A 12,617-nucleotide genomic window follows, 5' to 3' on the forward strand; every position below is an offset into this window, starting at 1 on the left:
GCCGCGAATGAAGTCGCCGACCCTAGGGGGCGAAACCCACCGTGTCGATTCCAGGTCACGCGCCTTTTGTCGCAAACAAAAGCCCGCCGAAGCGGACTTCGGCGGACTGATGATCTGGAGCGGGAAGCCGACGCCTAGTGGGCGACGCCCTTCCAGACGCGGCGATAGCTGGCGTAGGTGACGCCCGCGAAGATCAGCAGGAACAGGATAACGCCGAACCCGGCCTGTTTGCGCTCGACCATCTTGGGTTCCGACGTCCAGGCGATGAAGGCCGCGACGTCTTTGGCATACTGGTCCACCGTCTGCGGCGAGCCGTCGTCATAGGTCACCTGGCCGTTCCGCAGCGGCGGCGGCATGGCGATGAAGCCGCCTTCTGGCACGTGGTGTTTGTCCCCGGTCCAGAAGGGCGTCAAGTCCCCGGCCATGTAGGGGTTGTAGTGTTGACCGTCGCGGATCTGCAGTCCCGCCGGCGCCGCGCGATAGCCCGACAGCAGCGAGTAGATGTAGTTGGCGCCGTCGTGACGGGCCTTGGCCATGACCGACAGATCGGGCGGCGCCGCTCCACCATTGCCCGCCGCCGCCGCCGTGGCGTTCGGATAGGGGCTTCGGAACTTGTCGGCCGGGGTCGCATCGCGTTGGATCGGCTCGCCGGTCTCGCTGTCGATATCCGGCACCTGCACCTCGGCGGCCAAGGCCTTCACCACCGGATTGTCGTTCGGGTTCGGATATTTGGGATTCCAGAACGGCCCGTGGCGGTCGCCCAGATTGCGGTAGTGCATCAGGTTCATGCTGTGACAGGCGGCGCAGACCTCTTGGTAGACCTTGTAGCCGCGCTGCAGCTGGCCCTGATCATAGCCCCCGAACGGCCCCTCGAAACTGAACCCGCCCGAGCGCGGATGAGCCGCACCGCCAGCCGCCAAGGCGGGAGCTGCTGCCAGAAGGCCTACAGCTACGGCCGCCGAGGCGATGAGTCTGGTCATCGAGACGGTAATTTTCATGGTCATCATGGCCCTCACCCCTTCTTCTCGGGCGAGGCCGGAGCGAGCGCCGGCATCGCGTCCGCACCAGTCAGGACCGGTTCGGAAATGGTCGCCGGGATCGGCAGGGGCGTCTCCTTCAGACCGACGAACGGCATGATCACCAGGAAGAACAGGAAGTAGTAGGCCGTGAACAGGCGCGTCAGCCAGAGGTAGGAGTTCAGATTGCCGTCCAGCAGCACCACGCCTCCGAACCCCGGAATGACCGGCGCGTCAGGCAGTTGTCCGCCGCACCAGCCCAGGCCCACGCCGACCACCAAGAAGATGAAGAAGAAGGACCGCATGGTCGGCCGATAGCGCATCGACCGGACCTTGGACGTATCCAGCCAAGGCAGGACGAACAGCACGCCGATGGCGCTGAACATGGCCACCACGCCGCCGAACTTGTCCGGGATGGCGCGCAGGATGGCGTAGAAGGGCAGCATGTACCACTCGGGCACGATGTGGGCCGGCGTCTGCAGCGGGTTGGCCGGGATATAGTTGTCGGCGTGGCCCAGGGCGTTCGGCTGATAGAAGACGAAGATCGCGAACAGCAGCAGGAACAGGATGATCGCGAACCCGTCCTTCAGCGTGAAATAAGGGTGGAAGGGCAGCATGTCCTTCTTGGTGCGATCCTTGGGGATCAGGATGCCGACCGGATTGTTCTGCCCCGCCGAGTGCAGCGCCCACAGGTGCAGGACGACGCAGCCCAGTATGGCGAAGGGCAGCAGATAGTGCAGCGAGAAGAAGCGGTTCAGCGTCGCATTGTCGATCGCCGGTCCGCCGCGCAGCCAGATCAGGATCGGCTCCCCGATCACCGGAATGGCCCCGATCAGATTGGTGATCACCTCGGCGCCCCAGAAGGACATCTGGCCCCAGGGCAGGACGTAGCCCAGGAAGGCGGTGGCGATCATCAGGAAGAAGATCACGCAGCCGATGATCCAGATCATCTCGCGCGGCGCCTTGTACGAGCCGTAGTAGAGGCCGCGCAGCATGTGCAGATAGACGGCGATGAAGAACATCGACGCGCCGTTGGCGTGGACGTAGCGGATCAGCCAGCCGCCGTTGACGTCGCGCATGATCCGCTCGACCGAGGCGAAAGCCATGTCAACGTGCGGCGTATAGTGCATGGCCAGAACAATGCCGGTGACGATCTGCGTCATCAGGCATAGGGCCAGGATGCCGCCGAAGGTCCACCAGTAGTTTAGATTTCTGGGTGTCGGCAGCGACATGTAGTCGGCGCCGAAGCGGATGATCGGCAGCCGGGTGTCCAGCCACTTCTCGACGCCCGTTTTCGGGACGTAGGTGGATTCGTGTTCGCTCATATCCTCCCCCTCGCCCTCAACCGATTCTTACGCGGGTGTCGGACGTATATTCGTAGTCCGGCACGATCAGGTTCAGGGGCGCGGGCCCCTTTCTGATCCGCCCGGACGCATCATAGTGCGAGCCGTGGCAGGGGCAGAACCAGCCGCCGTAGTCGCCAGCGTTGAAGGTCGGCACACAGCCTAGGTGCGTGCAGGAACCGACTACGACCAGATATTTTTCATGTCCGGACTTGGTGCGTTCCGCGTCGGTTTGCGGCGGGCTGCCCACCGCGCCCTCGGTCACGACCTTCTGCAGTTCGGCCGGGGTGCGATAGCGCACGAACACCGGCTTACCCTGCCATTTGATGACGACCTGCTGGCCTTCCTGAACCTTGGTCAGGTCGAACTCGATCGAAGCCAGGGCCAGGGTGTCGGCGGCGGGGTTCATCTGGTTGATCAGCGGCCAGGCGATCATCGCCCCGGCGCCGACCGCAGCGGCGCCCGCTGCGATATGGATGAAGTCGCGGCGATTCGGATCGCCCTCGCCTTCCGGAATCACACCCGTTTCGGCCACGTTTCACCTCTCGAAGACCGCCGGGACCGCCTCTATTGGCGCTCCTCTTTTGCGGCACGACCCCTAAAACCGAGACCCAGTATTCCCCCCGGCCTGTATTTGCGGCCTATGACCGCAAGTCGCTGACGTTTCTTGCGAAACGTTCGCATACAGACCGCGACAAACCCCCAGGTCGCGTATATCTAGGGATTAGAATGCGTCTCGCCCTTTTTCAACCTGACATTCCTCAGAACGTCGGCGCCTGCATCCGGCTATCGGCCTGTTTCGGGGTCGAGCTGCATATCGTGGAGCCTACAGGCTTCCGTTTTGACGACCGCGCCATGAAGCGGGCGGCCCTGGATTACGGCCCCCTGTCGCACATGCGCCGCCATGCGGATTGGGATTCTTTTCAGCGCGACCGTCCCCCCGGTAGGCTGATTCTGTTCACCACACGGGGCGCTACGTCCATGTCCGATTTTGTTTTTCACGCCGACGACACGCTTCTATTCGGCAAGGAAACCTCCGGCGCGCCAGACTATGTCCATGCCGCCGTCGACGCCCGCGTGGTGATTCCGCTCCGCCCTGAAGCGCGTTCGCTGAACCTGTCGGTCACCGCAGGCATCGCCCTGTGGGAGGGACTGCGCCAGACGGGCGAAGTCGACTAGAGGGCGATCGTTCGCTCGATCGCTATGGCGTCCAGAAAGTCGGCGTCATGACTGACGACGACAAGGGCGCCGTCATAGGCCCGCAGCGCGGCTTCCACGGCGGCCACCGAGTCGAGATCGAGATGATTGGTCGGCTCGTCCAGAATCAGCAGCTGCGCCGCCGCCGCCCCGGTCATGACACAGGCCAGGGCCGCCCGCAGCCGCTCGCCCCCCGACAACTCGCCGACTTCGCGATGCGCCGCCATGTTCCGAAACAGGAACCGCGCCAGCGCCGCCTGGGCGTCGTTGACCGAGCCTTCAGGATTGAGCCGTCGCCAGGCTTCGATCAGGGTTTCATCGGGTTTCAAAATCGCGCCCTCCTGATCCAGCAGCACCGCCCGGCCCAGCCGTTCCACCCTTCCGGTTGTCGGCTCCAGCGCCCCTTGGATCAGCCGCAGCAGGGTCGTCTTCCCGGCCCCGTTCGGCCCTGTGATCGCGACCCGTTCCGGCCCCGTCAGCCGCAGGCTGACCGGCCCCACTACAGTGCGCCCCTGCGGCGCCTCCCAGGTCGCATCGTCCAGCACCAGCAAGGTCCGGCCGGGCGTCAGCCCGCTCGACGGCATGGGGATCGACAGGGCGCGGATGCGCTCCACCCGCTCGCGCGCCAGCGCCAGAACCGCCTCCGCCTCTGCGGCTTGCCGCGCCGCCAGCAGCCGATCGCCGGCGCCGCTGTTCTCGGCTCGCTCCGCCCTCGCGCCGATCAGGATCTTCGGCATGTCGCCCTTGGCGCCCTTGCGCCGCCCGGCTGCGTCGCGCCTCGCCTTCATCTCCGTACGGCGCTGGGCGCCCGCCCCGACGCGGGCGACCGTCCGCTCGGCGCTCGCCAGATCGCGCTCCGCAGCCGCCCGCTCGGTCGCCTTGCGCTCGGCGTAGAGGTCGTAGTTCCCGCCGTGGACGGCGACGCCCAGGCTGGAGACCTCGACGATCCGGTCCATGCGCCGCAGCAGATCGCGGTCATGGCTCACCACCACTGCCCCGCCCTGCCAGCGGCTCAGCACCTCGGCGACCCGTCGCCGCGCTTCGACATCCAGATGATTGGTCGGCTCGTCCAGCAGGATCAGGTCCGGCCGCGCCAGCAGCAGGCCGGCGAGCCGCAGCCGGGTGTGTTCACCTCCGCTAAGGCTGATCGTCGCGCGTTCCATGGACAAAGCCGCCAATCCGACCTCGGCCAGGACCTCGGCGATCCGCAGCTCCAACGTCCAGTCGGCGGCCGCCAGATCTTCGGCGTCGCCCCCGCCGCCCAGAATCCGCGCGATCACCGCCAGGGCTTCGCCGACACCCAGCGTCTCGGCGACCGTCTCTGCGGGCGCCGGATCATGGCGCTGGTCCAGCACGCCGACCGTCCCGACGCGCATCACTGCGCCCTCGGCCGGCCGCTGGTCGCCCGAGATCAAACGCAGCAGCGTGCTCTTGCCCGTCCCGTTGCGACCGACGACGCCGGTGCGCTCCGGCCCGAACGTCAGGCTCAGATTATCGAAAAGCGTAACGCCAGCGGGCGTTCTAGCGGCGACCTTGTCGAGGGTCGCGAGCGCGGACGGGGACGCGCTTCGGCTTGGGCTGGTTGGCATGAAGGATCACGAGCAGCATGGCGGACAGGGCGGAACCGGTGGCCAATGCGATGATCATGATCGTCAAACCTTCTGCAAAACGCGTCAGAGCAAGGAGGATGGGTCGTAATCCTGCAATGCGCAAGTCTGACGTTGAACACGCCCGCGTGAAGCCGGACAGATCGTCCAGTGGCGTGTTCTTCAACGCCCGGCTATTCCCCGCCTTATGGAAAGTCGCTTCCGCATCGAAGATCCCGCCGGAGCCGCCGCCCGCCGCGAGGCAGCCGTCCAGCGTTTGCGTGACGAGACAGGCATAGACGAGGCGATGATCGACGCCCTGGTCGACACCTTCTACGCCCGCGTGCGGGACGATCGGCTGATTGGCCCGATCTTCGCGGACCGTGTCGCCGACTGGGCTCCCCATCTGACCCAAATGAAGCTGTTCTGGTCGTCGGTGGCCTTGTCGACCGGCGTCTATCAGGGCCGACCGATGCCGAAACACCTTCCCCTGCCCATCGACGCCCGGCATTTCGACCGCTGGCTGGAGATCTTCGTCGAAACTGCCCGCGACCTGTGCCCGCCCGTCGCCGCACGTCATTTCATCGAGCGCGCCCGCCGCATCGCGCAGAGCCTGGAGTTGGGGATCGCCACGGCCAAAGGAGTGATGCTGGCCAAGGACGAGCGGTTCATGCGGCCGGCCCAGGCGTGGACCCCCGATTAGATCACCCGGCTCAGGTGCGCCGGGCGCCGGGCGTCGCAATGTTCACACATTGTTCTTGCTTCAATCCCGCGATTCATCCCCATATAGCGATGTCGCGCCGGAGCCCTCCGGCTCCTCTCGGCGTTTCCCGGACCGCATGACCGAAAAACACAACTTCATCCGCGTTCGCGGCGCCCGCGAGCATAACCTCAAGGGCGTGGACCTCGACATCCCGCGCGAGCAGCTGGTGGTGATGACCGGCCTGTCGGGTTCGGGCAAATCCTCCCTGGCGTTCGACACCATCTACGCCGAAGGCCAGCGGCGCTATGTCGAGAGCCTGTCGGCCTATGCCCGCCAGTTCCTGGAGCTGATGGGCAAGCCGGACGTGGACCTGATCGAGGGCCTGTCGCCGGCCATCTCCATCGAGCAGAAGACGACGTCGAAGAACCCGCGCTCGACCGTCGGCACGGTGACTGAGATTCACGACTATATGCGCCTGCTGTGGGCGCGGGTCGGCGTGCCCTATTCGCCGGCCACCGGCCTGCCGATCGAGAGCCAGACCATCAGCCAGATGGTCGACAAGCTGGTCGCCCTGCCCGATGGCGAACGCATCCTGCTGCTGGCCCCCGTCGTTCGGGGCAGGAAGGGCGAATACAAGAAGGAAATCGCCGAGTGGCAGCGCCAGGGCTTCCAGCGGCTGAAGATCGATGGCCAGTTCTACCCCATCGACGAAGCCCCGACCCTGGACAAGAAGTTCAAGCACGACATCGACATCGTCGTGGACCGGATCGTCACCAAGCCTGACCAGGAAGCCCGCTACGCCGACAGCCTGCAGACCGCGCTCGGTCTGGCCGACGGCATCGCCAACGCCGAATGGGCCAGCGTCGCCGATGGCGAGACCGCGCCGCGCAGCCTGCTGTTTTCCGAGCGGTTCGCCTGTCCAGTGTCCGGCTTCACGATCAGCGAGATCGAGCCGCGGCTGTTCTCGTTCAACAATCCCTTCGGCGCCTGCCCGGTCTGCGACGGCCTGGGCGTCAAGCTGGCCTTCGACGCCGATCTGGTGATCCCGGACCGCGACAAGAGCCTGCACAAGGGCGCCGTCGCCCCCTGGGCGCGCGGCCCCTCGCCCCTCTACACCCAGACGCTGCAGTCGCTCAGCCGCCACTACGGCTTCTCGATGGACGTCGCGTGGCGCGAGCTTCCGGCGTCGGCTCACAAGGCCATCCTGTACGGAACCGGCGCCGAGAAGATCAAATTCACCTACGACGACAACGCCCGAAAGTACGAGGTCTCCAAGCCGTTTGAAGGCGTGCTGCCCAATCTGGAGCGCCGCTGGCGCGAGACCGACAGCGCCTGGGTGCGCGAGGAACTGGCCCGCTATCAGTCCGAGACCCCATGCGACGCCTGCCACGGCAAGCGGCTGAAGCCCGAGGCCCTGGCGGTCAAGGTGGGGGGGCAGGACATCGCCGACATCTCCACCCTGTCGATCAAGAAGGCCTACGACTGGGTCCAGGCCCTGCCAGATGCGCTAAGCGACAAGCAGATGGAGATCGGCCGGCGCATTCTGAAGGAGATCGGCGACCGGCTGCGGTTCCTTAATAACGTCGGCCTCGACTATCTGTCGCTGTCGCGATCCTCCGGCACCCTGTCGGGCGGCGAGAGCCAGCGCATCCGACTGGCGTCGCAGATCGGCTCGGGCCTGACCGGCGTCCTCTATGTGCTGGACGAACCCTCCATCGGCCTGCACCAGCGCGACAACACCCGCCTGCTGGAAAGCCTGAAAGGGCTGCGCGACCTGGGCAATTCTGTGCTCGTCGTCGAGCATGACGAGGAGGCTATCCTGACTGCGGACTATGTCATCGACATGGGACCGGCCGCCGGGGTTCACGGCGGCCAGGTCTGCGCCGAAGGCACGCCGGCCGAGGTCATGGCCAATCCCAACTCCCTGACCGGAAAATATCTGACCGGCGAGCGCGAGATCGAAATCCCCGTCGACGGCCGTCGCCCCATCGACCGCAAGCGGATGCTTAAGATCAGCGGCGCCAGCGGCAACAATCTCAAGAGCGTCACCGGCGAGATCCCGGTCGGGGTCTTCACCTGCATCACCGGCGTATCCGGCGGCGGCAAGTCCACCTTCACTATCGAGACCCTATACAAGGCCGCCGCGCGCCGCCTGAACAATGCGTCCGAGGCGCCCGCCCCCTTCGACCGGATCGAGGGGCTGGAGCATTTCGACAAGGTCATCGACATCGACCAGTCGCCCATCGGCCGTACCCCGCGCTCGAACCCGGCGACCTATACCGGCGCCTTCGGCCCGATCCGCGACTGGTACGCCGGCCTGCCGGAATCCAAGGCGCGCGGCTATGGCCCCGGCCGGTTTAGCTTCAACGTCAAGGGCGGCCGCTGCGAGGCCTGCCAGGGCGACGGCGTCATCAAGATCGAGATGCACTTCCTGCCCGACGTCTACGTCACCTGCGACGTCTGCAAGGGCAAACGCTATAACCGCGAGACCCTGGAGATCGTCTTTAAGGGCAAGTCCATCTCGGACGTGCTGGACATGACAGTCGAGGAGGCGGCGACCTTCTTCAAGGCCGTGCCGCCGATCCGGGACAAGATGCTGACGCTGGAGCGGGTGGGCCTGGGCTACGTCAAGGTGGGCCAGCCGGCGACCACCCTGTCGGGCGGCGAGGCCCAGCGGGTCAAGCTGTCCAAGGAGCTGTCAAAACGCGCCACCGGCCGAACCCTTTACATCCTCGACGAACCAACCACCGGCCTGCATTTCGAGGACACCCGCAAACTGCTGGAAGTGCTCCAGGAACTGGTCGAGGCCGGCAACACCATTGTGGTGATCGAGCACAATCTCGATGTCATCAAGGTCGCCGACTACCTACTGGACTTCGGTCCTGAGGGCGGCGAGGGCGGCGGCGAAATCGTCGCGGTCGGAACGCCCGAACAGGTGGCCGACAACACCGCCAGCTGGACCGGCAAATACCTCAAGGAGGTGCTGGACCGGCACGAGACCCGCCGCACGGCGCGGGTCGCGGCCTTGGGCGGATCGGTAGGCGTATCCGTGGCAGAACCGGCCAAGAAAAAGCGGGCGAAGGCCTCGGCCTAGACGCCCCGCTTCAGGGTTCCAGGTTCGTGGCGCTGGTGACGGCGCCGCTGACCCCATAGTCTTCACTGCGGCCGCGCACTGCCAGCACGATTGAGCTGACCAGCAGGACGGCCGTGGTGACGATACTGCCTTCCGGCCCGAAGGCGGCGCCTGTGACCCACCACGGCAGTTCCGCCCGCGTGGCGAGATCAAGGATCAACGGCTTGGTCTCGATCACCTGGCCCGACACCTCCAGGCCGAAACCCAGACCCAGCAGCCAGTTCCAGGCTGCATGCCAGCCACACACGCCCCACAGCGAGCCTTCGCGGGCCGCGTACAGACCGATGAAGACGCCGAACAGCATCACATTCGTTACCCCCATCACCAGTTCGGGCGACGGCTTGATGTTGGCGGCGTGCAACAGGCCGAAGAGGGCCGCGCTCAACCCGATGCCCCACCCCAGCCCATGGCGGGACGTAATGACCTGCATCAGCCAGCCGCGTGTGACGATCTCTTCAGTCGATCCCTGGATGATGAAGCCAAGTAGCAGCACCAGAATGGGGGCGAGCGCCGTTGGGATCGACGGCGCGGTAAAGGCGCCTCCGCCCTCGATCCGATAGCCGCCCAGAGCCGCGATCACGCCCACGACGACCAGCAGGAAGGCTAAGCCTATGCCGTAACCCCGCAGGAAGCGCGTCAGCCCCGAACCGTTGAAGCCAATGGTCGCCAAGCCGCGACGTTCGAACACGGCGACCCAGATGAGGGTGATCACCGCTATGGTCGCAAACCCAGCGAGCATATAGGCGGTCCCGACCCACCCGCCGACCGGTCCATCCATCGAGACCAGCCCAAGCATGATGCCGGGAACAGCGGTGATGGTCTGGCCCAGTGCAATAAAGACCACAGCAAGCACCAGAGCCGCCGCCGTCCAGGTGCGTCGATGGTGCGGCGTCCTCGGCGCGTAGAGCTCGATCCCCGCCATATCGTCTTCCCCCCTAATAATCCCGAACGCTCAGCGTTCCCGAAGCCCCTGCCAAGCCGACGAGAACGGCGCGTAAAGCACCGCGAGTTGCAAGGCCGAAAGAACGGCGTTGACCACCGACCACACGAGGATAGCGGACCAGCCCTGAGCCAGAACCTCGCCTGTGGTCAGGCCGTCGAAACGTGACAGTCCAGCGACGCCGCCCGTCGCCAAGTCAGTTCCCGCACTAATGATCGTGCCTAGGATGCTGACGACGAAGCTCATCACGATTGCCAGAAGGGCCATACCCAGAAGCGGCCAGAACTGTCCCTTGGTCGCGGCGAAGGACTCAAAAAGGCTGAACTTTCGGCGGTCCATAGTAATAGGAACAGCCAGACAGAGTTTGACCGACAGCCAGACAATCAGGCCGACCGCCCCCAGTGTCAGGACCAAGGCGAGAAGGTACATCACCGCCTGCCCGGATGCCGCCCCAATGCCGAAGGCGATTCCGACGAGTCCGAACAACACCCCGCTGGACAAACCAACGATCAAAGCGATCGCGACCGTGACCGCCAGCACCCGGACTTCGTCCATACCGAGGCGCAGATAGCCCCAGGCGCTCTCCGTCGGACGTAGGACAGACCGCGCCACCGCCGCGCTAAGCACGGCCCCGACGACGAGGCTCAGAGGCGCCATCCAGACGAATAAGCCCGCATAGGCGCGGCCCAGCGCCATCAGGTCTTCAGGCGACGGATTCGACGATTGCTCCATCGCCTCCGCTGACGCCATGATCGCCGCCCATTGCCCCGCCCCCAGACCGAACATGCCCAAAAACAGGACCAGGTAGGCCAGCCCCCAGAACAGAGCGGTCATCGGGTGGCGACGAACCACCCGGAAACCTTCGAATGCCGCTTCAGTGGCGGAAAAACTCATCACGAACTCCAGACCAGATTCGTCATACCTCTAGACCATTGCGTCAACCGCGTCCCCTTACGGCAAGCCATCTTGGGGAGCGTCGCTCGGTGCGCCGTCCATTAGTTGGCGGCAGGCCGAGACGAACGGCGCGCTAAGCAGGGTCAGCACGACGCCATAGACGAAACTGCCGAGGATCAGCAGGAGGGCGACGACGGCCCACACAGATCCAGTGGTCGGGAACAAGTCGCCGAAGGTTTCCGGAACCGCCCCCTGACCGAAGCCAGCGAAGACGCCGCTGGCGAATAGGACGACAATGATCACGAATGCCGCGACGAAGTAGAGCGCCATATAGACCAGCCAGGTACACGCCAGCAGACCCAGCAGCGGCAGGGTTCGCCGCTTGCCGAGGGTCCAGCCTTCGACAAAGGCGAACCGTTTCAGCATCATCGTCGCCGGGGCGATCAGGGACAGCCGCGCCATAGCGACGGCGACCGCCACGATCAGGGCGAGGCTCATGACGACGCCGGCGATCACGGCGGCCGGCTCGTTGATCTGCCAAAGGGTGAAGCCGAGGGCGAAGCCCAGCATGACCAAGATGATCACCGCGACATAGGCTCCGAAGAACAACGCCAGCCCCACCACCGCCAGGCGCAATTCGTCCATCCCCACTCGCAAGAAGAAGAACCGATCCGGCTGACCGATCCTCAGCGTCGCCCGCATGGTTGCGGCCCAGATGACCACCGCCAGGAACATTTGGCCGAAGTTCAGCAGCATGGACACGCCCTGAAACGCCATCAACTGACCGAACATCTCGGGCGGCGGCTCTGCGCCATCGGCCAGAGGGAAGTCGGCCAGGGCGCCGAACATCAGGGCCACGGCGCCGAGACTGAAAGCCATGATGACAAAGCCCCAAGCGAAGACCGCCAGCGGATGCCGCCGGATTACGCGCGAAGGCGTCACCATGGCTTCGCCGATGGAAAAGGACTTAGTCATGGGTCGCTCCTTGCGGGGTCCAATACTCCAGCTGTCGATAAGCCGCGCCGAGGAACGCCATCGTCAGAGGCGCTTCGAGGCCGCTCAAAACCACCACCCAGACGGTCCAGCCGAGAAGGCCCGACAGCAGTCCCCCGCCGGTCAGCACCAACAGCACGAACTTGGGCAGACCAACGACGAGCAATCCGCCCAGCAGCGGCCAGAAACTGCCTTGGGCGATCCCCATGCTGTTCAGCGACACCATATGTCCCCGCCCCAGGGTCGCCGGAGCGAACAGCGACAACCGGACGACCATCACCAGAACACCGTAAAACGCAAAAACGGTCACGACCGCCAACAGCGACAGCTTCCACACGGGCCCAACCACCGCCCAGTTCCGCTGATTGATCGCCTCCGCGTCGAGCCCCGCCATACCGAACACCGCCAGCAGCAACAGGGCGACCACGGACAGGATCATGGCCATGAAGACCGCGCACAGCAAGGCGGCGCCCAGCAAACGCAGTTCCGGCAGGCCGAACTGCAACCCCGCGCGCCCCAGGCCCAGTCGCTTCGCGCTCGTGACGTCGTCGCTGACGGCGATCCGCGTCAGGGCGCCGATCAGCACCAGGCTCCCGGCCAGACCGAAGGGCGCCCAAATCACACTGACCGCCCCCAACGCCAGATAGGCCGAACTCCACACCACAGCGCAGACCAGGATCGCACCCCATGCGCGTTTCCAAGCGCGCGGAAGCCCCGCGAAGGCCGCCGACAGGGCCTGACCCAGCCGCAGATAACGATGACTGCTCACGCTTACGCCCCCATATCCCCGTACCGACATAGCAGGGGATCAT

Annotated in this window: 11 protein-coding genes; 3 read left to right on the plus strand and 8 right to left on the minus strand. The window is 65.2% G+C overall.

Annotated features, from left to right (window positions below):
• Positions 1–134: 134 nt before the first annotated feature.
• Genes PKE72_RS02915 through petA form a run of 3 tightly spaced genes read right to left on the minus strand, consistent with a single transcriptional unit; the run spans position 135 to position 2,894 of the window.
• Positions 135–980: a cytochrome c1 gene (locus PKE72_RS02915; protein ID WP_271163973.1), complete on the minus strand. Its 846-nt coding sequence runs from the start codon at positions 978–980 to the stop codon at positions 135–137.
• A gap of 32 nt (positions 981–1,012) precedes the next feature.
• On the minus strand, positions 1,013–2,341 hold the full coding sequence (locus PKE72_RS02920; protein WP_271163974.1) for a cytochrome b: 1,329 nt from the start codon (positions 2,339–2,341) through the stop codon (positions 1,013–1,015).
• Between the two features lie 16 nt (positions 2,342–2,357).
• A complete protein-coding gene (gene petA, locus PKE72_RS02925) occupies positions 2,358–2,894 on the minus strand; it encodes a ubiquinol-cytochrome c reductase iron-sulfur subunit (RefSeq protein WP_271163975.1) in 537 nt (178 codons plus the stop codon).
• A gap of 194 nt (positions 2,895–3,088) precedes the next feature.
• On the opposite strand from petA, the gene PKE72_RS02930 reads away from it, so the two are divergent.
• Positions 3,089–3,538 carry a tRNA (cytidine(34)-2'-O)-methyltransferase gene (locus tag PKE72_RS02930; protein ID WP_271163976.1) on the plus strand — a complete coding sequence of 150 codons (450 nt, stop codon included), beginning with the start codon at positions 3,089–3,091 and terminating at the stop codon, positions 3,536–3,538.
• Here PKE72_RS02930 and PKE72_RS02935 read toward each other — a convergent pair.
• The gene (locus PKE72_RS02935) at positions 3,535–5,145 is read right to left on the minus strand and encodes an ABC-F family ATP-binding cassette domain-containing protein (protein ID WP_271163977.1); all 1,611 of its coding nucleotides are present in this window, start codon (positions 5,143–5,145) and stop codon (positions 3,535–3,537) included. The genes PKE72_RS02930 and PKE72_RS02935 overlap by 4 nt on opposite strands.
• Before the next feature lie 205 nt (positions 5,146–5,350).
• Here PKE72_RS02935 and PKE72_RS02940 point away from each other — a divergent pair, with 205 nt between their 5' ends.
• Positions 5,351–5,845: a group III truncated hemoglobin gene (locus PKE72_RS02940; RefSeq protein ID WP_271163978.1), complete on the plus strand. Its 495-nt coding sequence runs from the start codon at positions 5,351–5,353 to the stop codon at positions 5,843–5,845.
• A 136-nt stretch (positions 5,846–5,981) separates the two neighbouring features.
• Positions 5,982–8,939 (plus strand): excinuclease ABC subunit UvrA, encoded by a 2,958-nt coding sequence (gene uvrA / locus PKE72_RS02945; RefSeq protein ID WP_271163979.1) that lies wholly within the window; start codon positions 5,982–5,984, stop codon positions 8,937–8,939.
• Positions 8,940–8,949: 10 nt separating this feature from the next.
• Here uvrA and PKE72_RS02950 read toward each other — a convergent pair whose 3' ends face one another.
• The 4 genes from PKE72_RS02950 to PKE72_RS02965 are packed head-to-tail and all read right to left on the minus strand — an operon-like array spanning position 8,950 to position 12,574.
• Positions 8,950–9,900 carry a CPBP family intramembrane glutamic endopeptidase gene (locus tag PKE72_RS02950; protein ID WP_271163980.1) on the minus strand — a complete coding sequence of 317 codons (951 nt, stop codon included), beginning with the start codon at positions 9,898–9,900 and terminating at the stop codon, positions 8,950–8,952.
• Positions 9,901–9,930: 30 nt separating this feature from the next.
• Entirely contained in the window at positions 9,931–10,812 is an 882-nt protein-coding gene (locus PKE72_RS02955; RefSeq protein WP_271163981.1) for a hypothetical protein, read from the minus strand.
• 57 nt (positions 10,813–10,869) lie between these two features.
• The gene (locus PKE72_RS02960) at positions 10,870–11,787 is read right to left on the minus strand and encodes a hypothetical protein (RefSeq protein ID WP_271163982.1); all 918 of its coding nucleotides are present in this window, start codon (positions 11,785–11,787) and stop codon (positions 10,870–10,872) included.
• Positions 11,780–12,574 carry a hypothetical protein gene (locus PKE72_RS02965; protein WP_271163983.1) on the minus strand — a complete coding sequence of 265 codons (795 nt, stop codon included), beginning with the start codon at positions 12,572–12,574 and terminating at the stop codon, positions 11,780–11,782. Before PKE72_RS02965 ends, PKE72_RS02960 begins: the two co-directional genes overlap by 8 nt.
• Between the last annotated feature and the right edge of the window lie 43 nt (positions 12,575–12,617).

Source organism: Brevundimonas intermedia, assembly GCF_027922165.1.
GTDB lineage: Bacteria > Pseudomonadota > Alphaproteobacteria > Caulobacterales > Caulobacteraceae > Brevundimonas > Brevundimonas intermedia.

Coding starts and splice junctions, on each gene's coding strand:
- PKE72_RS02915 (WP_271163973.1), bottom strand. CDS start 980: ATGACCAGACTCATCGCCTCGGCGGCCGTAGCTGTAGGCCTTCTGGCA.
- PKE72_RS02920 (WP_271163974.1), bottom strand. CDS start 2,341: ATGAGCGAACACGAATCCACCTACGTCCCGAAAACGGGCGTCGAGAAG.
- PKE72_RS02930 (WP_271163976.1), top strand. CDS start 3,089: ATGCGTCTCGCCCTTTTTCAACCTGACATTCCTCAGAACGTCGGCGCC.
- PKE72_RS02935 (WP_271163977.1), bottom strand. CDS start 5,145: ATGCCAACCAGCCCAAGCCGAAGCGCGTCCCCGTCCGCGCTCGCGACC.
- PKE72_RS02940 (WP_271163978.1), top strand. CDS start 5,351: ATGGAAAGTCGCTTCCGCATCGAAGATCCCGCCGGAGCCGCCGCCCGC.
- uvrA (WP_271163979.1), top strand. CDS start 5,982: ATGACCGAAAAACACAACTTCATCCGCGTTCGCGGCGCCCGCGAGCAT.
- PKE72_RS02950 (WP_271163980.1), bottom strand. CDS start 9,900: ATGGCGGGGATCGAGCTCTACGCGCCGAGGACGCCGCACCATCGACGC.
- PKE72_RS02955 (WP_271163981.1), bottom strand. CDS start 10,812: ATGAGTTTTTCCGCCACTGAAGCGGCATTCGAAGGTTTCCGGGTGGTT.
- PKE72_RS02960 (WP_271163982.1), bottom strand. CDS start 11,787: ATGACTAAGTCCTTTTCCATCGGCGAAGCCATGGTGACGCCTTCGCGC.